At 72.3% G+C, this 18089-nt stretch carries 18 protein-coding genes; 14 read left to right on the top strand and 4 right to left on the bottom strand.

Features of this window, described 5'->3' with window-relative positions:
• The first annotated feature begins 29 nt into the window (after nucleotides 1–29).
• From SVTN_RS35410 to SVTN_RS35370, 9 genes are all read left to right on the top strand, one after another.
• Nucleotides 30–2000, top strand: coding sequence for a serine/threonine-protein kinase (locus tag SVTN_RS35410; RefSeq protein ID WP_041132752.1), 1971 nt, complete (start codon nucleotides 30–32; stop codon nucleotides 1998–2000).
• A 128-nt stretch (nucleotides 2001–2128) separates the two neighbouring features.
• Nucleotides 2129–3964 (top strand): ATP-binding protein, encoded by a 1836-nt coding sequence (locus SVTN_RS35405; RefSeq protein WP_063782302.1) that lies wholly within the window; start codon nucleotides 2129–2131, stop codon nucleotides 3962–3964.
• Complete coding sequence (locus SVTN_RS35400) at nucleotides 3961–4362, top strand: roadblock/LC7 domain-containing protein (protein WP_041132751.1); 402 nt, start codon at nucleotides 3961–3963, stop codon at nucleotides 4360–4362. The genes SVTN_RS35405 and SVTN_RS35400 overlap by 4 nt, the downstream gene beginning before the upstream one ends.
• Nucleotides 4359–4712, top strand: a complete 354-nt coding sequence (locus SVTN_RS35395; RefSeq protein WP_041132750.1) for a DUF742 domain-containing protein — start codon at nucleotides 4359–4361, stop codon at nucleotides 4710–4712. Before SVTN_RS35400 ends, SVTN_RS35395 begins: the two co-directional genes overlap by 4 nt.
• Nucleotides 4693–5322 (top strand): GTP-binding protein, encoded by a 630-nt coding sequence (locus SVTN_RS35390; RefSeq protein ID WP_041132749.1) that lies wholly within the window; start codon nucleotides 4693–4695, stop codon nucleotides 5320–5322. The genes SVTN_RS35395 and SVTN_RS35390 overlap by 20 nt, the downstream gene beginning before the upstream one ends.
• Nucleotides 5319–6548, top strand: a complete 1230-nt coding sequence (locus tag SVTN_RS35385; protein WP_041132748.1) for a cytochrome P450 — start codon at nucleotides 5319–5321, stop codon at nucleotides 6546–6548. Before SVTN_RS35390 ends, SVTN_RS35385 begins: the two co-directional genes overlap by 4 nt.
• Nucleotides 6545–7789, top strand: coding sequence for a cytochrome P450 family protein (locus tag SVTN_RS35380; protein ID WP_052499486.1), 1245 nt, complete (start codon nucleotides 6545–6547; stop codon nucleotides 7787–7789). The genes SVTN_RS35385 and SVTN_RS35380 overlap by 4 nt, the downstream gene beginning before the upstream one ends.
• A 223-nt stretch (nucleotides 7790–8012) precedes the next feature.
• On the top strand, nucleotides 8013–9122 hold the full coding sequence (trpS, locus tag SVTN_RS35375; RefSeq protein ID WP_041132747.1) for a tryptophan--tRNA ligase: 1110 nt from the start codon (nucleotides 8013–8015) through the stop codon (nucleotides 9120–9122).
• Between the two features lie 35 nt (nucleotides 9123–9157).
• Nucleotides 9158–9595 (top strand): Lrp/AsnC family transcriptional regulator, encoded by a 438-nt coding sequence (locus tag SVTN_RS35370; RefSeq protein WP_041134581.1) that lies wholly within the window; start codon nucleotides 9158–9160, stop codon nucleotides 9593–9595.
• 17 nt (nucleotides 9596–9612) lie between these two features.
• On the opposite strand, the gene SVTN_RS35365 is transcribed toward SVTN_RS35370, so the two are convergent.
• Nucleotides 9613–10065 (bottom strand): SRPBCC family protein, encoded by a 453-nt coding sequence (locus SVTN_RS35365; RefSeq protein WP_041132746.1) that lies wholly within the window; start codon nucleotides 10063–10065, stop codon nucleotides 9613–9615.
• Nucleotides 10066–10311: 246 nt separating this feature from the next.
• Between SVTN_RS35365 and SVTN_RS35360 the strand changes: the two genes are divergently transcribed.
• The 4 genes from SVTN_RS35360 (at nucleotide 10312) to SVTN_RS35345 (ending at nucleotide 14081) form a co-directional block, all read left to right on the top strand.
• Nucleotides 10312–11400 (top strand): substrate-binding domain-containing protein, encoded by a 1089-nt coding sequence (locus tag SVTN_RS35360; protein WP_041132745.1) that lies wholly within the window; start codon nucleotides 10312–10314, stop codon nucleotides 11398–11400.
• A 66-nt stretch (nucleotides 11401–11466) separates the two neighbouring features.
• On the top strand, nucleotides 11467–12246 hold the full coding sequence (locus SVTN_RS35355; RefSeq protein ID WP_041132744.1) for an ATP-binding cassette domain-containing protein: 780 nt from the start codon (nucleotides 11467–11469) through the stop codon (nucleotides 12244–12246).
• The gene (locus SVTN_RS35350; RefSeq protein WP_041132743.1) at nucleotides 12243–13520 is read left to right on the top strand and encodes a sugar ABC transporter permease; all 1278 of its coding nucleotides are present in this window, start codon (nucleotides 12243–12245) and stop codon (nucleotides 13518–13520) included. The genes SVTN_RS35355 and SVTN_RS35350 overlap by 4 nt, the downstream gene beginning before the upstream one ends.
• Nucleotides 13521–13535: 15 nt before the next feature.
• The gene (locus SVTN_RS35345; RefSeq protein WP_425429032.1) at nucleotides 13536–14081 is read left to right on the top strand and encodes a DUF6328 family protein; all 546 of its coding nucleotides are present in this window, start codon (nucleotides 13536–13538) and stop codon (nucleotides 14079–14081) included.
• Here SVTN_RS35345 and SVTN_RS35340 read toward each other — a convergent pair.
• Complete coding sequence (locus SVTN_RS35340; protein WP_041132741.1) at nucleotides 14063–15073, bottom strand: aminoglycoside phosphotransferase family protein; 1011 nt, start codon at nucleotides 15071–15073, stop codon at nucleotides 14063–14065. The genes SVTN_RS35345 and SVTN_RS35340 overlap by 19 nt on opposite strands.
• Nucleotides 15074–15303: 230 nt before the next feature.
• Here SVTN_RS35340 and SVTN_RS35335 point away from each other — a divergent pair, with 230 nt between their 5' ends.
• Nucleotides 15304–16605 (top strand): amidohydrolase family protein, encoded by a 1302-nt coding sequence (locus SVTN_RS35335; RefSeq protein WP_041132740.1) that lies wholly within the window; start codon nucleotides 15304–15306, stop codon nucleotides 16603–16605.
• 123 nt (nucleotides 16606–16728) lie between these two features.
• Here SVTN_RS35335 and SVTN_RS35330 read toward each other — a convergent pair whose 3' ends face one another.
• Together SVTN_RS35330 and SVTN_RS35325 are read right to left on the bottom strand one after the other, a co-directional pair.
• Nucleotides 16729–17103, bottom strand: coding sequence for a VOC family protein (locus SVTN_RS35330; RefSeq protein WP_041132739.1), 375 nt, complete (start codon nucleotides 17101–17103; stop codon nucleotides 16729–16731).
• Nucleotides 17104–17350: 247 nt separating this feature from the next.
• Entirely contained in the window at nucleotides 17351–18058 is a 708-nt protein-coding gene (locus tag SVTN_RS35325; protein WP_425429031.1) for a hypothetical protein, read from the bottom strand.
• Between the last annotated feature and the right edge of the window lie 31 nt (nucleotides 18059–18089).

Raw genomic sequence — 18089 nt, 5'->3', positions numbered from 1 at the left:
AGTGTTCTGCGTGGGGAGACATGGGTTTCATGGGCGGTCAGCAAGCGGACCGGGGCGGCTCCGAGGTGTTCAAGGCGCTGGAGGCGGACGACCCGACGACGGTCGCCGGCTATCGGCTCGCCGCCCGGCTCGGCGCCGGCGGCATGGGCAAGGTGTACCTGTCGTACACGCCCGGCGGCCGGCCGGTCGCGATCAAGCTGATCCGTCCCGAGTTCGGCGAGGACGCGGAGTTCCGCCGCCGGTTCGCGCAGGAGGTGCGCTCCGCGCAGCGCGTCCAGGGGCTGTTCACCGCGCCCGTCATCGACGCGGACCCCGACGGCGCGCAGCCGTGGCTGGCCACCGCGTACGTGCCGGGGCCCTCGCTCGCCGACGCGGTCGTCTCGCACGGCGCGCTGCCCGTGGAGACGGTGCTGCTGCTCGTCGCGGGCATGGCCGAGGCCCTGCACGTCATCCACGGCGCGGGCATCGTGCACCGCGACCTGAAGCCGTCCAACGTGCTGCTCGCCTCCGACGGGCCCCGCGTCATCGACTTCGGCATCGCCCACGCCGCCGACGCCACCTCCCTGACGGGCAGTGGGGTCACCATCGGCACGCCGTCGTTCATGGCTCCCGAGCAGGCGGCGGGACGCAAGGTCACCTCTGCCACGGACGTGTTCGCGCTCGGTCAGGTCGCGGCGTACGCGGCGACGGGCGTCCCGGCCTTCGGCGAGGGCACCGGGCACGGGGTGCTGTACCGGATCGTGCACGAGCAGCCGGACCTGAGCGCCGTCCCGGAGCGGCTCACCGAGCTGGTCACGCGCTGCCTCGCGAAGGACCCCGAGGCCCGGCCGTCGCTCTCCGAGATCATCAGCCTCTGCCAGGCCGCGAACGCGGCGACGGTGCTGCGCCGGCCCGAGGACTGGCTGCCGGGCGCGGTCTCCGCCGAGATCACCGCCCGCGCGGCGGCGCCCGCTCCCCCGCAGACGCCCCCGCCGCCGACGACCGCACCGACAGTGGCACCGGCACCGACAGCGGCACCGCCCGGGTACGCGCCGACGGCGCCGGCCGCGCCGTCCACCCCGCCGTCCACCCCGCCGCCCGGGTACGGACCGCCGCCGCACACGGCCCCCACCGCCCCGGCGGCGCCCGTCGCCTCGTCGACCCCGGTGCCCCCGCCGGCCGCCGCCGGTCCGGCGCCCGCGTACCCGTACGCGCCGACACAGGGCCCCGGCAGCCCGGCGTACGCGCCCACCCAGGGTCCCGGCACCGGGGCGTACGCGCCGACGCAGGGCCCCGGCGGTCCCGCGTACCCGCAGCAGCCCTACCCCGGCGGGCCTGCGCCGGCCGGGTACGCGCCCCAGCAGCCGCCCCAGCAGCCGAAGAAGAGGGGCTCGCGCGGTCTCGTCATCGCCGTGGCCGCCGTCCTCGCCTTCTCCGTCGCGGGCGGCGCGACCGCCTACGTCCTGCTGAAGGACAAGGACAAGGGTGGACAGGCCGTCTCGAACGGCGGCGGGAAGCCCAACGGGAAGAGTTCGCCGAGCACGCAGGGCAGCGGGGGCACGGGGACCGGGACGGGCACCGGGACGGAGAGCTCCGCCCCGAAGCCCTCGACGGCGCCGGCCCCGCAGGCCGCCACGTACAAGAACATCGACCTCACGGCCGGCTACCACCTGACCCTCGGGGACACCGACGTACGGCCCCAGGACGGCGAGGACAACAACTACGACCTCTCCTACGACACCGGCGGCTACCTCGACGCCGAGAGCAGCGGCGGCAACCTGGTCCTGCTCGACCCGGGTCAGGAGGGCTCCCTCGAGGCGTGCCGCGCGGAGACCCGGTTCACCCAGAACATCTACGTGAACAAGCTGTCGCCGGGCCGTCAGGTCTGTGTCACGACGGGTACGGGCCATCTCGGCCTGGTCACCGTCAAGGCCTTCTCGCCGGAGGACTCGCCGAGCACCTACATGACGCTCGATCTGACGGTGTGGCGGAACGCGGCTCCCTCCGCATCGTCGAGCTGATCACTTTCGATGCATATTCCGTAATCTGAATACCGATCCGATCAAGGGAGGTTCCGAACCGATCAAGATCGGTTCTATAGTGCCGTCGTTACGACTCCCCCGTGTGCCTGTTCTCGAGAGTCTGGTTGATGTCGGCGCCGTCCACCCCCTTCCGCCCTGCCCTGCTCGCCTCGTTGCTGACAGCCGCCGCGGGTGGCGCGCTCGCCGTCGCGGCGACCGCCGCGGCGCCGGCCGGGGTCCGTCCCGCACTCGGCTGGTTCGCCGGCGGCGGCGTGCTGCTCCTCGCGGCCGCCGCCTTCGCGGTCACCTGGTACGGGCGGACCTCGCGCTCCCTGAGCCGGAGGGCCGAGACCCTCACCGCCGAACTCGCCTCCCTGGAGGCCCGGGCCGCCCGGCACACGGCCGACGCGGCGCGCGAGACGGCGGCGCTGAAGGAGCGGTACGAGACGGAGGCCGCCGCCGCGGCGGCGGCCCACACCGCGCGGACCGAGGAACTGGTCCGCGCCCACACGGCCCGGACCGCCGAGCTGACCGAGGCTCAGGCCGACGACATCAAGCGCCTCGAGGCCCGGCTGCGCCGGGCCGAGTCCGGCCGGTCCGCCGCCATGGCCGCCGCGGCCAACGCGGCCGGCCGCATGCAGGCCCTCGCCACGAGCATGCTCGCCGACCTGCGGGAGATGGAGCACCGGCACGCCGACGAGGACGTCCTGGCCGACCTGCTCCACCTCGACCACCGCACCGCCCAGGCCGGCCGTCTCGCCGACTCCGTCGCCGTGCTGACCGGAGCCCGGTCCGGTCGGCGCTGGGCCCGCCCCATCGTCATGGAGTCGATCCTGCGCGGCGCCATGGGCCGGATCGGCGGCTACCAGCGGGTGCGGCTGCACTCCAGCAGCGACGCGGCCGTCGCCGGACACGCGGCCGAGGGCGTCATGCACGCCCTGGCCGAACTCATGGACAACGCCGCGAACTTCTCGCCGCCCACCGCCGAGGTCCACGTCTACGTGGAGGAGGTCCCGGCCGGCGTCATCATCGCGGTCGAGGACAGCGGCCTGGTGATGAGCGACGTGCAGCTGCGCCGCGCGGAGGCCGCGGTCGGCGCGACGACGCAGGACCTGGCCGGTCTCTCCGGCACCCGGCTCGGCCTGGCCGTCGTCGGCCGGCTGGCCCGCAAGCACGGCCTGACCGTGTCCTTCCGCCCCTCGGCGCGCGGCGGCACCGGCGCCCTCCTGATGCTGCCTCAGGAGCTGATCAGCCACGCGCCCGTCGAGCCGCCGGCCACGCCCGCCGCCGGCCTGCCGCCCGTGACGGGCCGCGGCCCGGCGACGCCGACGCCGGCCCCCGCCGCGGCGGCCGTGGAGCCCGAGACCACGCACGACAGCGCGGCCGAAAGCACCGGCGAGCACCCGCGGTTCGGCGAGAGCGGTCTGCCGCGCCGCCGCCGCGGCCGGGCGATGGCCGCCGCCCACCCCGAGGGCCCCGAGGCCGCCGAGAAGCCGCGCGCGGCGGGCCCGCGCACCGGCGCGGCGGCCGGGGCGGCGACCCGCTTCGGCAGCTTCCGCCAGGCGGTCCGCGGCGTCGGCACCCCGACGCCCGGGGCCGGGACGGCTCCCGACGCGCTGACGACGACCGGCGAGCACCCCGCGACGGAGGGCGCCGCCACCGAGCACCCCGCGACGGAGGGCCCCGCCATCGAGCCCACCGCCGCCGAGGGCCCCGCCACCGAGCCCACCGCCGCCGAGCCCACCACGGCCGAGGGCCCCGCCACCGAGCCCACCGAGGCCGTCGCCGCTCGGCGCGCCGCCGACGAGTCCGCCGCCACCGAGCGGCCCGCTCCCGAGCACGCCGCCACCCGGCCGGCCCCCGCCCCTCCCGCCCCGTCCGACCCCTCCGACGGCCGGCCGTCCACCCCCCGGACCCCGCCGCCGTCCTCGAACTCCCCGCTCCCGGAAGGCTCCCCGTCATGACCGGCACCACCACCGACGACAAGCTCAGCTGGCTCCTGGAGGGCCTGCTCGAACGCACCCCGGGCACCCGTCACGCCCTGGTGCTCTCCCGGGACGGGCTCAAGCTCTGCCGTACCCCCGAGCTCTCCGTCGACCAGGCCGACCAGCTCGCCGCGATCGCCGCCGGCATCCAGAGCCTGTCGCACGGCGCCTCCGTGGAGTTCGGCGACGGCACGGGCGGGGTGCGCTCCGCGATGGCCGAGTTCTACGGCGGCATCCTGTTCATCGTGGAGGCGGGCGAGGGCGCCCACCTCGCGCTGGTCGCCGACGAGGACGCCGACGCCGGGCTCGTGGGCCACAACATGTCCGAGCTGGTGGAGCAGTTGGGCGAGCACCTGGTCGCGAGGCCCCGGGGATGAGCCGCGGCAGGCCGGGCCGGGACGACTCACCCGACCGGCTCTACACCCTGACCGGCGGCCGCAGCCGCGCCGGGTCCGACGCCTTCGACCTGGTGACGCTCGTCGTCTCCGAGAGCGATCCGGTCGCCGGCATGCAGTCCGAGCACGCCGCGATCCTGCGCATGTGCCGTCTCCCCACGGCGGTGGTGGAGGTGGCGGCGGGGCTCGGTCTGCCGGTGTCGATCACGCGGATCCTCCTCGCCGACCTGCACGACACCGGCCGGATCAGCGCACGGCACCCCCGTGCCTCGTACCGCCTTCCCGATCACGACATCCTGGAGCAGGTGCTCGTTGGACTCCGTAACCTCTGAACAGCGCCGGACCCTGCACAGCACCGCCGACAACGGACTGAAGATCGTCGTCGTCGGCGGTTTCGGAGTCGGCAAGACCACCCTGGTCCGCTCGGTCAGCGAGATCCGTCCGCTGAACACCGAGGAGACCATGACCCAGGCCGGCGAGGGCGTCGACGACACCGTCGGCGTCGCCGCGAAGACGGCCACCACGGTCGCCTTCGACTTCGGCCGGATCTCGCTGGACGCGCACAACGTCCTGTACCTGTTCGGGGCGCCGGGCCAGGAACGGTTCTGGTTCCTGTGGGACCGGCTGTTCTCCGGGACGCTCGGCGCGGTCGTCCTCGTCGACACCCGGCGGCTCGCCGACTCCTGGTACGCGATCGACCGCCTGGAGCACCACGGCACGCCGTTCGTCGTCGCCTGCAACGACTTCGGCGGCCCGGCCCACACCCCCGCCCAGATCCGCGAGGCCCTCGACCTCGCCGACGAGGTCCCGCTGGTCTTCTGCGACGCCCGGTCGCGCGAGTCCAGCAAGCAGGTGCTGATCTCCCTCGTGGAACACCTGCGGACCGTCGTCGCCGCGGCCTCGCAGCCGACCCCCCACCCGATCCCGGAGCCCGCCCCGTGACCCTCCCCGAGCCCCAGCCGGTCCCGCTGAGCGGGCCCCGGTTCCAGACCGACCCCACCGAGCTGTACCGGCAGATACGACGCGAGCACGGGGCCGTCGCCCCGGTCGTGCTCGACGGGGACGTGCCCGCCTGGCTGGTCCTCGGCTACCGCGAACTGCACCAGGTCACCAGCGATCCGGTCCTCTTCTCGCGCGACTCCGAGCTGTGGAACCAGTGGGACGGCATCCCGGCGGACTGGCCGCTGCTGCCCATGATCGGCCGCAAGCAGCCGTCCATCCTCTACACCGTCGGCGAGCGGCACCGAGAGCGGGCCGGGGTCGTCTCCGACGCGCTGGAGGCGATCGACCCGTTCGTCCTGAAGGAGCGTGCCGAGCGCTTCGCCGACGAGCTCATCGACGCGCTGTGCGGCAAGGGTTCCTGCGACATCATCGCCGAGTACGCGATGCTGCTGCCGGTACGGGTCCTCGCCAGCTGCTACGGCTTCTCCGACGAGCAGGGCCCCGGCCTCGTCACCGCCATGAACGACATGATCAACGGCCAGGAGGGCGCGCTCGAGGGCCAGCGCCACCTGGCCGGGTCGATGTTCGCGCTGCTCGCCGCCAAGGCCGAGGCGCCGGGCGACGACGTGGCCTCCCGGATGCTCGCCAACACGGCCGGGTTCACGCTGGAGGAGGTCGCCCAGGACCTCATGGTGATGATGGCCGCGGGCCACCAGCCGACCGCCGACTGGATCGGCAACTCGCTGCGCCTGATGCTCACCGACGACCGGTTCGCGGCCTCGCTCGCCGGCGGCCGGCACAGCGTCGGCGAGGCGATGAACGAGGTCCTGTGGGAGGACACCCCGACCCAGAACGTGGCCGGCCGGTGGGCCTCGCGGGACACCCACCTCGGCGGGCGGCGGATCGGCCGGGGCGACCTGCTGCTGCTCGGCCTGGCCGCCGCCAACTCCGACCCGCACGTGCGCACCGACGCCGGTGCGTTCACCGGCGGCAACAACGCGCACCTCTCCTTCGGCCACGGCGAGCACCGCTGCCCGTTCCCCGCTCAGGAGGTCGCCGAGACCATCGCCCGTACCGGCATCGAGGTGCTGCTCGACCGGCTGCCGGACGTGGACCTCGCGGTCGCCGAGGGCGCCCTCGCCCGCCGCCCCTCCCCCTGGCTGCGCGGCCTTTCCGCGCTGCCCGTGACGTACACCCCGACCCCCGCCCTTGGAGCCCTCGGATGAGCTGCCCGTACGACCACACCGCCGGATCCGACGCCGCCGTGATCACCCTGGACCCCTTCGTCGCCGATCTCGACGGCGAGAGCGCCCGGCTGCGCGAGGCCGGGCCGCTGGCCCGTGTCGTCCTGCCCGGCGGGGTGCCCTGCTGGGCCGTCACCCGGCACGCCGAGGCGCGCAAGCTGCTCACCGACGCCCGTCTCGTCAAGGACATCGACGTGTGGGGTGCGTGGCAGCGCGGCGAGATACCCCTGGACTGGCCGCTGATCGGTCTCGCGAACCCCGGCCGGTCGATGCTGACCGTCGACGGCGAGGAGCACCGGCGGCTGCGGACGCTGGTCGCGCAGGCGCTGACGGCGCGCCGGGTGGAGCGGCTGCGCGCGGGCATCGAGTCGCTGACCGAGGGGATGCTCGACCGGCTGGCCGGGCTCCCGGCCGGTGAGGTCGTGGACCTCAAGGCGGAGTTCGCGTACCCGCTGCCGATGAACGTGGTGGGCGAGCTGATGGGTGTCGACCCGGCCGACCACCCGCGGATGAAGGCGCTGTTCGACAAGTTCTTCTCGACGCAGACGCCGCCCGAGGAGGTGCCGCAGATGATGGCGGACCTGGGTGCGCTGTTCGCGGGGATCGTGGCGGGCAAGACGGAGAAGCCCGGCGACGACCTGACGAGCGCGCTGATCGAGGCGTCGGAGGGCGGCGACCGGCTGACCACGGAGGAGATCACCAACACCCTCCAGCTGATGGTGGCGGCCGGGCACGAGACGACGATCAGCCTGATCGTGAACGCCGTCGTCGCCCTGGAGACCCACCCCGAGCAGCGTGCCCTGGTGCTCAAGGGCGAGGTGCCGTGGGAGAACGTGATCGAGGAGACCCTGCGCTGGTCGACGCCCACCTCGCACGTGCTGATCCGCTTCGCCACCGAGGACATCGAGGTCGGCGACCGGGTGCTGCCGAAGGGCGAGGCGCTGATCGTGTCGTTCGGCGCGATCGGCCGGGACGAGGAGCAGCACGGTCCGACGGCGGGCGAGTTCGACGTGACCCGGACGCCGAACCGGCACATCTCCTTCGGTCACGGCCCGCACGTGTGCCCGGGCGCGGCGCTATCCCGCCTGGAGGCCTCGGTGGCGCTGCCCGCCCTGTACGAGCGCTTCCCGCAGCTGCGTCTGGCGGTCCCCCGCGAGGAGCTCCGCAACAAGCCGGTCGTCACCCAGAACGACCTCTTCGACCTCCCGGTCCTGCTGTCCTGACCGCTCTCCGCGCGTCCTGCTCGACGGCGCCCCGTGGTTTTCCGGTCACGGGGCGCTATGCTGGGTCCATGCATCTGTCGTCGTGCCTCAGCTGGTGGCGCTCCTCCTAGGAGCGGCCACTACTCGCGCACGACCGGGCCGTTCGGACGAACGGCCCTTTGCGTTCCCTGGCTCATGGGTCCTGTCGTCCCGACGGCGCCGCCGACCCACACCGGGAGAACCCATGAGCACCCTCACCACCACCGCCCCCGCCCCCGCCACCACCGCCCCCTCCGTCGACGCGCTCGGGACGTCCGCCGCCAAGGCACGCAGCGCGGTCCTGGAGGAGCAGATCCTCGAGGAGCCGGGGAGGTTCCGCGTACTGACCGGGGACCGGCCCACCGGGCGGCTGCACCTGGGGCACTACTTCGGCACCCTGCACAACCGGGTGCGGCTCCAGGACCTCGGGGTGGAGCTGTTCGTGATCATCGCGGACTACCAGGTCCTGACCGACCGCGACGTGGCGGACCACCTCGCCGAGCGCGTCGAGGAGCTGGTGCTCGACCACCTCGCCATCGGCGTGGATCCGGAGCGCAGCACGGTCTTCACCCACAGTGCCGTCCCCGCCCTGAACCAGCTGCTGCTGCCCTTCCTCAGCCTGGTGTCCGTGGCCGAGCTGAACCGCAACCCCACCGTCAAGGACGAGATCGCCCACTCCGGGCAGTCCGCCGTCAGCGGCCTGATGTTCACCTATCCCGTCCACCAGGCCGCCGACATCCTGTTCTGCAAGGCCGATCTCGTTCCCGTCGGCCAGGACCAGCTGCCGCACCTGGAGATCACCCGGACCGTCGCCCGCCGGTTCAACGAACGCTACGGCAACGGCACCGCCGTCTTCCCCGAGCCGGACGCCCTGCTGTCCGAGGCGCCGCTGCTGCTCGGCACGGACGGCACCAAGATGAGCAAGAGCCGGGGCAACGCCATCAGCCTGGCCGCCGACGCCGACGAGACCGCCCGGCTGATCAAGGGCGCGAAGACCGACTCCGAGCGCCACATCTCCTACGACCCGGTCGGCCGCCCCGAGGTGTCGTCCCTCCTGCTGCTCGCGGCCCTCTGTCAGGGCCGTACCCCCGAGGAGGTCGCCGCCGACATCGGCTCCGCGGGGTCGGCCGTGCTGAAGCGGACGGTGGCGGAGTCGGTCAACGAGTACCTGGCGCCGATCCGGGCCCGCCGTGCGGAGTACGCACGGGACCGCGGGTACCTGCGCCGGGTCCTGCGCGAGGGGAACGAGCGGGCCCGGGCGGTGGCCGACGTGACCCTCGCCGAGGTGCGCACGGCGATGAGGAATCACTACTGACGTATGTTTCCGGCATGGGAATGACGGAGGGGACTCTGGACGCCATCGACCGGGCACTGCTCGCCGAGCTCCAGCGGGACGCCACACAGGCTTACACGGTGCTGGGCAAGGCGGTCGGTCTGTCGGCGGGCGCGGCGCACGAGCGGGTGCGGAAGTTGCGGGAGCGCGGCGTCATCCGCCGCACCACCGTGGACGTCGATCCCTCGGCGCTCGGACAGGACGTACTGGCGTTCGTCATGGTCGACTCGTCCTCCTGGATCGGGGATTCGGCGGCGGAGTTCGCCGCGATCCCCGAGATCCAGGAGGCGCACGTCATCGCCGGCAGCGCCTCGGTCCTGGTGAAGGTGCGGACCGCGACCACGGTCCAACTCCAGGACGTGCTGCGCCGGTTGTACGCGATCGACGGTGTGAGCGGCACGCAGGCGACGGTGTCCCTGGAGACCTTCTTCGAGCGGCCGGTCTCCACAGGCTGACGTCCCGTCGTCCCGCGTCAGGCGGTCGAGCCGCTCTCCAGGATGCCCTTGAGGATCATTTCGTCCCTCGGCATCTCCTTCCGCACGTGCGGGCGGACGACGAGGGGGACGAGGGCCTTGCCGATGCCGTGCCCCTCGAAGTCGAGGGAGAGCGTCAGGCGGGAGCGCTCGCCGTCGTCCAGCGGCTCGATGGTGCCCTGGATGTCGCCGCGCACGGGGCCGTCGATGCCGTGCACGTGCCAGTGCCTCGGCGGCTCCAGTTCGATGACCTGCATGGTCGAGGTGAACTCCCGCTTGCCGAGCCGCCGCGTGACGGCGACCTTGGAGCCGACCGCGAGGGGGGCGTCGCCGATCTTCCGCACCGAGACGGCGCTCTCCTGCCACTCGGGCAGATGCGTCGGGTCGGTCACGTAGGAGAAGACCTCCGCGGGCTTGCGGGAGATGTCGATGGTTTCCGTGATGGCAGGCATGTCGCCTTCTTCGTTCGACGGGAGACCCCGCCGGAAGCGGATGCGCCGGCGCGGACTCGTTGTCGCTTCACACAAATCCTCCCACTCCGGGCGGTCTCCCGCCAGCCTCGCCCCGACGGCCCGCACCGCCCTTCACCCGCTTGCCGGTCCCCAGGTTGCGGCTAATGTCGATAGAGAGGCCATATGTACATCCTCGTTCCCGCGCTCACGAGGTGAGGGAGAGGGGGCGTACGGAAGGAGCCACCCATGACTCGCACATTGCGGAGCGCGATAGCCCTGGCCGGAGCCGCGGCCCTCTCCCTGGGAGTGGTGGCGACGAGCGCGTCGGCCCTGGGCGCGGGAAGCGAGAAACAGGGGGACGTCAAGATCGGGCTGCTGCTGCCGGAGAGCAAGACCACGCGGTACGAGAAGTTCGACCGGCCCTACATCGAGCAGAAGATCAAGGAGCTGGCGCCCAACGCCCAGATCGACTACTACAACGCCGCGGAGAGCGCCACGACCCAGCAACAGCAGGTCAACACCGCGCTCGCCAAGGGCGACAAGGTCCTCATCCTCGATGCCGTGGACGCCAAGTCCATCCAGTCCTCCGTCCAGAAGGCCCATGACGCGGGCGTCAAGGTCGTCGCGTACGACCGCCTCGCGCAGGGCCCCGTCGACGCCTATGTCTCGTACGACAACCACAAGGTCGGCGAGCTGCAGGGCAAGGCGCTGCTCGCCGCGCTCGGCGACAAGGCCAAGAGCGGCGTGATCGTGATGCACAACGGGTCGCCGACGGACCCGAACGCGGGCCAGTTCAAGGCCGGCGCCCACTCCGTCCTCGACGGCAAGGTGAAGATCGGCAAGGAGTACGACACTCCCAACTGGGACCCGAACAACGCCAACCAGCAGATGTCCGGCGCCATCAGCTCCCTCGGCAAGGACAAGATCGTCGGTGTCTACTCGGCCAACGACGGACTGGCCGCCGGTATCGCGACGGCCCTCAAGGCGGCCGGCATCAACGTGCCCCTGTCCGGCCAGGACGCCCAACTCGACGCGATCCAGCGCATCCTGATCGGCACTCAGACCTTCACCGTCGAGAAGCCGTACAAGCCGGAGGCCGACATCGCCGCCACTATGGCCGTCAACCTGGCCGAGGGCAAGAAGCTGTCGTCCGACCTGGTACCCACCACCGTCACCAGCGACGGCGACCGCAAGGTCGCGGCCCAGCTGCTCAACCCGATCGTGGTGAACAAGGACAACATCAAGGACACCGTCGTCAAGGACGGGCTGTACACGGTCCAGGAGATCTGCACTCCGACCTATGCGGCGGCCTGCAAGGACGCCGGTCTCGAATAGCCGGTCCCCAAGAGCCGGTCCCGAAAAGCCGCGGAGCGGTCCACGGCAGCGGAGGAGGCGGTTCCCTTGCCGGAGCCACCCGTGCTCACCCTGCGGGGGATCTCCAAACGGTTCGGCGCGGTCCAGGCGTTGAAGGACTTCGATCTCGAGGTCCACGCCGGCGAGGTCGTCGCCCTCGTCGGCGACAACGGCGCCGGCAAGTCCACCGCCGTCAAGTCGATCGCCGGAGTGAACCCACCCGACGAGGGCGTCATCGAATGGCAGGGCCGGCCGGTCAGCATCAACCGGCCCCACGACGCCCAGAACCTCGGCATCGCCACCGTCTACCAGGACCTCGCCCTGTGCGACAACCTGGACGTGGTCGGCAATCTGTTCCTCGGCCGCGAGCTGCGCCGCTTCGGCGTCCTGGACGAGGTCAGGATGGAGCAGCGTTCGCGCGAGCTCCTCCACACCCTCTCCATTCGGATCCCCAGCGTCAGGATCCCGATCGCCTCCCTCTCGGGCGGCCAGCGGCAGACCGTGGCGATCGCCCGCTCCCTGATCGGCGAGCCGAAGGTCGTCATCCTGGACGAGCCCACCGCCGCCCTGGGCGTGGAGCAGACCGCCGAGGTCCTCGACCTGGTCGAGCGGCTCCGTGACCACGGGCTCGGCACCATCCTGATCAGCCACAACATGGTGGACGTGATGGCGGTCGCCGACCGCATCGCCGTCATGCGCCTGGGACGGAACAACGGCTTCTTCGACAAGCGCTCCACGACCACCGAGGAGATCATCTCCGCCATCACCGGGGCCACCGAAAGCGCCGTCACCCGCCGCCAGGCCCGCAAGCGGGAGGAGGAGCGATGAGACGGGACCGAGCCGCCGGAGACGGCGCCACCCAGGAACCGGCGCCCGAGTCCATGCCGGCGGTCGACACCCGGCTGCTCGTCCGCGAGGAGGGCCTCAAGGGGTATCTCGGGGAGTTCCGCCGCAGGTTGCGCAGCGGAGAGCTGGGGTCGCTGCCGGTCGTCGTCGCCGTGATCATCATCTGGACGGTGTTCGGCAGCCTCGACAGCACCTTCCTCTCGGCGCAGAACCTCTCCGACCTCAGTCAGCAGATCGTCGGCACCGGCATGATCGCCGTCGGCATCGTCTTCGTCCTGCTGCTCGGCGAGATCGACCTCTCCGTGGGCTCCGTCAGCGGTCTGTGCGCCGCCATCTTCGCCGTGCTCAACGTCCTGAACGGCATGAACGAGTGGCTGGCGCTGCTCGTCGCGCTCGCGGGCGGCGCGGCCGTCGGGCTCATCCACGGCTTCTTCTTCGCGAAGGTCGGCGTGCCGGCGTTCGTGGTCACCCTGGCCGGCAACCTGTTCTGGAACGGTCTGATGCTCCAGATCCTGGGCACCAGCGGCACCGTCAACATCCCGAGCGAGAGCATCGTCTCCAAGCTCTACTCGACGATCTTCCACAGTCCCGCGACCGCCTACGTGACCGCGGCCGTGGGGGTCGGGCTCTTCCTGGCGTCCTCGCTCCTGGACGCCAGACGCCGCCAGGCCGCCCGGGTGCCGTTCCGCCCGGTCGCCGAGATCGTGCTCCGTACGGTCGTCATCGCGGCGATCGCGTTCGTCGCGGCGTACATCCTCAACCAGTACCAAGGACTCCCGCTCGCGCTCCTCATCTTCCTGATCGTGCTGGTGCTCCTCGACTTCGTGCTGCGCCGTACGACGTACGGGCGGCGGATCTTCGCCGTCGGCGGCAACATCGAGGGCGCCCGCCGCGCGGGCATCAGCGTGCCGTTCGTCCGGATGAGCGTCTTCTCGATCTCCGGGTTCATGGCGGCGGTCGGCGGCATCTTCCTGGCCGGGCAGATCCAGTCCGCGAGCCAGACCTCCGGCGGCGGCAACCTGCTGATGAACGTCATCGCGGCGGCCGTCATCGGCGGTACGAGCCTGTTCGGCGGGCGCGGTTCGGTCTGGTCCGCCCTGCTCGGCGCGTTGGTGATCGGATCCATCCAGTCGGGCATGAACATCATGGGTGTCAGCAACGCCGTGCAGTTCATGATCACCGGAGCGGTCCTGCTGGCCGCCGTGGTCGTCGACTCGCTGTCCCGCCGGAGCCAGAAGGCCGCGGGCCGCGCCTGATCCGAGGAGACCTCTATGGAGGAGGAGGCCTCTATGGAGGCGGACCCGAAGCCGCCGGAGAGGTCTCGGCAGGGGCCTCGGGACGGGGTGCGGCACGGTCGGAACGAGACCGAGGAGGAGCGGGCCGACCGGCGCTGGACGGATCTCATGCAGGAGATCCGGGTGGCGCAGACCGGCGTGCAGATCCTCCTCGGCTTCCTCCTCACGGTGGCGTTCACCCCGCACTTCCAGGGCCTCCAGCAGACCGACAAGACGACGTACATCGTCACGGTCGTCCTCGGCTCGCTGGCGACGGGCGCGCTCATCGGCCCCGTCGCCCTCCACCGGATCGTGGCGGGCCGCCGGATCAAACCCCGGGCGGTCACCTGGGCGTCACGCCTGACCTTCGTCGGCCTGATCCTGCTCCTGGCGACCCTGACGTCGGCCCTCTTCCTCGTCCTGCGGGTGGTCACGCACGACGCGTACGTGCCCTGGCTCGTCGCCGGCGTCCTCGCCTGGTACCTGCTGTGCTGGTTCGCGCTGCCCCTGTGGATCCGCTTCCGTCACACGAGCGGCGAGTGATCGGCGAAGAGTTCGTTCACCCAGTGGGCGCTCGCCTCGGCGCACCCGGTGTCCGGGGTCCCGGGGAAGAGGCGGAACCAGGAGACCGCCCGGCCGAGCGCGGCGAGCCGGGTGGCGAGCGCCGCTGCGCGGCGCAGCTCCGGGAGGGACGGTCCCAGGTCGGTCCAGGGTTCGAGGTAGGCGTCGCGCAGCCGGTGCACGTACTCGGGGCCGTGGCGCTCCCGGACGGCACCGGCGGGGACCAGCAGGCTGGTGAAGGGGTGGGCGATGTTGGCGTCGCCCCAGTCGAAGAAGGTGAAGCGGCCGGCGGCGGGGGCGAGGAGCTGGGCGTCGTGCAGGTCGCAGTGGTCGAGCGAGTCCGGGATGCCGTACGCGTCGAGCTCGTCGCACCAGTCGAGGAGCCGGGGCCGCTGCTTCCGGAGGGCCCGGCGGGCGTCCGGGTCCAGGGTGGCGTTGCCCTCGACGAGGCCGTCGAAGACGACCGGCAGCCGGCCGGTGCGGCCGCAGGGCACGCCGAGGTCGGTCATCCGGTCCGTGTACGGGGTCAGGGCCCGCTGCATCCGCGCGTACTGGCCGAGCGCCTCCTCCCAGGACTCCGGCCCGGCGCCGCCGGCGTCGAGGACGTGCCGGAAGAGGGGTCCGCCGTCGGGGAGGAGCGACCAGCCCCGCTCGGCGTCGACCGCGAGCGGGGTCACGACGTGCTCGGGCACCCACTCGGCGAGCGCGCCCCCGAGGGCGGCCTCGAAGGCGGCGTCCGGGGCGCTCGCCTTGAACCACACCGCCTCGCGCTCCCCGGTTCCGGTCCGGAAGCGCACGAGGATCGACCAGGGCCGGACCCTGACCTCGCGGGGTCCGGTCTCCGCCAGGCCGTGCCGGGCGAGCTCGCGCTCGGACCATCCGAGGGCTGCCGCCCGCCAGTCCGCCTGCTCCCAGGGGGTGACCGCGTCCTCGAACCGCCCGCGGTCGACCGTCATGGTTGTCGCTTGTCCCATCGGGCGATTGCACCATCCGGCCGTGTCCGGCGCACCCGAATATCGGCGGGACCCGAGGAGGGCGAGAACGGATCCAGAAGAATTCGTATACCAAAATGACGGCCCCCCGAAACCCTTCACTGGGGAAAGGACGTGATCAAATCACCTCTGCCGATCTTCACCCTTGCCCATCACTCTCAATTTGGTATACAAAACGGGGAACCGTCGGCCCCCTCCCCCCAGGAGCTCCCATGTGCCTCGAAGCCACCCCGCCGCCCTCCCCCTCGGTGACCCGCCGCGGCGTCCTCGCCGGTGCGGCCGCGCTCGCCGGCACCGTGGCCGCGGGCGGCACGGCGGCGGCCGCGGCCGGTACGACGGCGGGCTCGTCGTCCCCGGCGGACGCTCCCCGCGGCGGGAACCCGGCCGGAGGCGACCTCGTGATCCGGGGCGGCACCCTCCTCGACCCCGCCACCGGCGAGGTCACCGAGAACGCCGTCGTCGTGATCGAGGGCGGAACCGTGCGCGCGGCGGGCCGCGAGGGCGCCGTCGCCGTCCCGCAGGGCGCCAGGACCCTCGACGCGGACGGCCAGTGGGTCCTGCCGGGCCTGGTGGACGCGCACATCCACCTCAGCACCGCCGCCGAGGCCCGCGACGCCGTCCGCAAGGGCGCGACCAGCGCGCGCAGCGGATCGACCACCTTCTACCAGGACATCGCCGTCCGCGAACTCGCCCGGCACAGCCCGGACCTCGCGCCCCGCCTGACGGCCGCCGGCGTCTTCGTCACCCCGGACCTCGGCGACACCCTCCTCGCCGACCCCGACCTCACCCCGCTCGTGCGCCTCAAGGACGGCGTGCGCTCGGCCGAGGCGCTGCGCCGCGTCGTCGAGGTCAACCTCGCCCGCGGCGCGGACGTCATCAAGACCCGCGTCAACGAGCGCGCCGGGCTCCCGGAGCAGGACCCGCTGGCCCAGGTCTACTCGTACGAGCAGCTCGCCGAGATCGTCGCCGCCGCCCGGCGGCGCGGCAAGGGCGTCCTCTGCCACAGCTACAGCGAGAAGGGCTGCCACGACGCCGTCACGGCGGGCATCCGGTCCCTGGAGCACGGTGCGTTCGTCGGCGAGCGCACGCTGGTCGAAATGCGCCGCAGGGGTACGTACTTCACCCCCACCCTCTCCGCCATCGCCGGGATGATCGACTCCCCGAACCCGATCCTCGCCGAGCGCGGCCGCACCTACCTCCCCCTGCTGAAGCGGGCCGTCCTCGCCGCGCACGAACTCGGCGTCCCGCTCGCCGCCGGCACCGACTCGTCCGGCGGCACGGTGCGGCCGATCGGCCGCGAGGTGGAACTGATGCGCTCGGCCGGCCTGTCGGCGCTCGACGCGATCCGCACCGCGACGACCGGCGCCGCGCGGCTCCTGGGCGTGGAGCGCACGGTGGGGCGCCTCGCGCGGGGCTTCGCGGGCGATGCGGTCCTGGTGTCCGGAGACCCTCTGACCGACGTGACGCTCCTCAAGCAGCCGACCACCGTGATCCGAGCGGGCCTCCCCACCTGACCACCCGCGCGCGGGGCCCGCACCCGGGCCGGGCGGTGCCCACACCGGGACCTGCGCCCCGCGCGTGTGGGCCCGCGCCCGGCTGGCGGCGCCCCGTCCGCCCCGCGCCCGTGCCTCCGCGGACTACAGGTACGGACGCGTGATCAGTTCGATCGCATGCCCGGAGGGGTCCTTGAAGTAGACCCCGCGACCGCCGTGTTCGGTGTTGGTCTCGCCCGGGCGCCGCATCTGCGGGTCCGCCCAGTGCTCGATGCCTCGCTCGCACAGGCGCTGGTACGCCCGGTCGAACAGTTCGTCGTCGACCATGAACGCGTAGTGCTGCATCTGGATGTCCACCGGGGGTTCGGCGAACTGGAGCAGGACGCCGTCGGTGAGCTGGATGTTGAGGAAGGGACCCCAGGACGGTGCCTCGGGGAGTTCCAGCAACTCGCGGAAGAACCGCGCCGATTCGTCGCGGTTCTTGGACGCGATGATGGTGTGGTTGAACGTGACTGCCATGTGGATGACCTCGCTGTTGATTCGACACGTGGAAGGGACTCGCAGTGCTGGTGCACTGGGGGGTCCTCGTGCCGAACCGTCGGGGTGCCTGTCGCGCACCCGTCGGGCGGTCAGTCGTCCACCGGATCGCCCGTCTGTGCGTGGCGTGTCGCCGGTCCGGTGTTCATGACGGACGACGCTACTCGATCAGCCCGTGACGTGACAAGGCGGGCCGCCCGGTTCCGCCCCGGTCGGAGACCGCACCGCCTCAGCTCACGAACTCCCGGTCGCCGTACCGCACCCGCGCCCGGTCCCAGTCGGCGCCGAGGGCGGTCGTGAACCTGCGGGCCAGCGGCAGGTCGTCGACCGGGGCGACGAGGACAAGCCGGCCGTCAAGGGTGACGGAGCCGCCGCCGAGCTTGTCGCGGGCCTCCGGGTCCGCGACGAGCGCCTCGCGCAGGCTGCTCACGCGGACGCCGGGGACCTCGATCTCGACCGCGTCGGTCTCCGGCGAGGTGCGCGGCAGGCAGCGGAAGGTGAGCACGGCCTCCTGCTCGTACCGCTTGGCGATGACGCCCGCGATGTGGTGGAGCCCGTCGCGGCCGACCCTCTCGACGTCGAACTCCCGGGAACGCTCGTAAGTCGCCTGCTTCAGCTCCTCGGACCAGAAGACGCCGTCGAGCAGCTCCGAGGCGCCCGGCCGTGCGCCGTTCGCGCGGATGACCTGCCGTACCTCGTGGCGGAAGCGGGTGAGGCGGGTGTCGAGCCGGGGGTCGTCCGGGTCCGTGATGATTGCGGTGTTGTCGGTCGCGAAGATCTCGGCGGCCGGGCACTCCTGCGTGTCGGTACCGGCGTACGTGCTGGGCGCGCCCACGACGCCCAGGAGCAGGGCGGCGACGGTGGCGGCGAGGAGGCGGGCGCGTCGCCCGGCGCCGACGTCCTTCATGGCGTGGTTCTTCATGGCGTGGTTCTTCACGGCGTGATCAACGAGTCCGGGTGACGACCGG

Origin of the sequence: Streptomyces vietnamensis (assembly GCF_000830005.1) — a bacterium.
GTDB lineage: Bacteria > Actinomycetota > Actinomycetes > Streptomycetales > Streptomycetaceae > Streptomyces > Streptomyces vietnamensis.
Note: the sequence above shows the minus strand (reverse complement) of the source record. Positions and strands in the feature narration are given on the sequence as shown.

What these genes read in the sequence shown, in the direction of transcription:
- SVTN_RS35410 (WP_041132752.1), top strand. Translation starts at nt 30, where the DNA reads ATGGGCGGTCAGCAAGCGGACCGGGGCGGCTCCGAGGTGTTCAAGGCG.
- SVTN_RS35405 (WP_063782302.1), top strand. Translation starts at nt 2,129, where the DNA reads ATGTCGGCGCCGTCCACCCCCTTCCGCCCTGCCCTGCTCGCCTCGTTG.
- SVTN_RS35400 (WP_041132751.1), top strand. Translation starts at nt 3,961, where the DNA reads ATGACCGGCACCACCACCGACGACAAGCTCAGCTGGCTCCTGGAGGGC.
- SVTN_RS35395 (WP_041132750.1), top strand. Translation starts at nt 4,359, where the DNA reads ATGAGCCGCGGCAGGCCGGGCCGGGACGACTCACCCGACCGGCTCTAC.
- SVTN_RS35380 (WP_052499486.1), top strand. Translation starts at nt 6,545, where the DNA reads ATGAGCTGCCCGTACGACCACACCGCCGGATCCGACGCCGCCGTGATC.
- trpS (WP_041132747.1), top strand. Translation starts at nt 8,013, where the DNA reads ATGAGCACCCTCACCACCACCGCCCCCGCCCCCGCCACCACCGCCCCC.
- SVTN_RS35365 (WP_041132746.1), bottom strand. Translation starts at nt 10,065, where the DNA reads ATGCCTGCCATCACGGAAACCATCGACATCTCCCGCAAGCCCGCGGAG.
- SVTN_RS35360 (WP_041132745.1), top strand. Translation starts at nt 10,312, where the DNA reads ATGACTCGCACATTGCGGAGCGCGATAGCCCTGGCCGGAGCCGCGGCC.
- SVTN_RS35350 (WP_041132743.1), top strand. Translation starts at nt 12,243, where the DNA reads ATGAGACGGGACCGAGCCGCCGGAGACGGCGCCACCCAGGAACCGGCG.
- SVTN_RS35345 (WP_425429032.1), top strand. Translation starts at nt 13,536, where the DNA reads ATGGAGGAGGAGGCCTCTATGGAGGCGGACCCGAAGCCGCCGGAGAGG.
- SVTN_RS35340 (WP_041132741.1), bottom strand. Translation starts at nt 15,073, where the DNA reads ATGGGACAAGCGACAACCATGACGGTCGACCGCGGGCGGTTCGAGGAC.
- SVTN_RS35335 (WP_041132740.1), top strand. Translation starts at nt 15,304, where the DNA reads ATGTGCCTCGAAGCCACCCCGCCGCCCTCCCCCTCGGTGACCCGCCGC.
- SVTN_RS35330 (WP_041132739.1), bottom strand. Translation starts at nt 17,103, where the DNA reads ATGGCAGTCACGTTCAACCACACCATCATCGCGTCCAAGAACCGCGAC.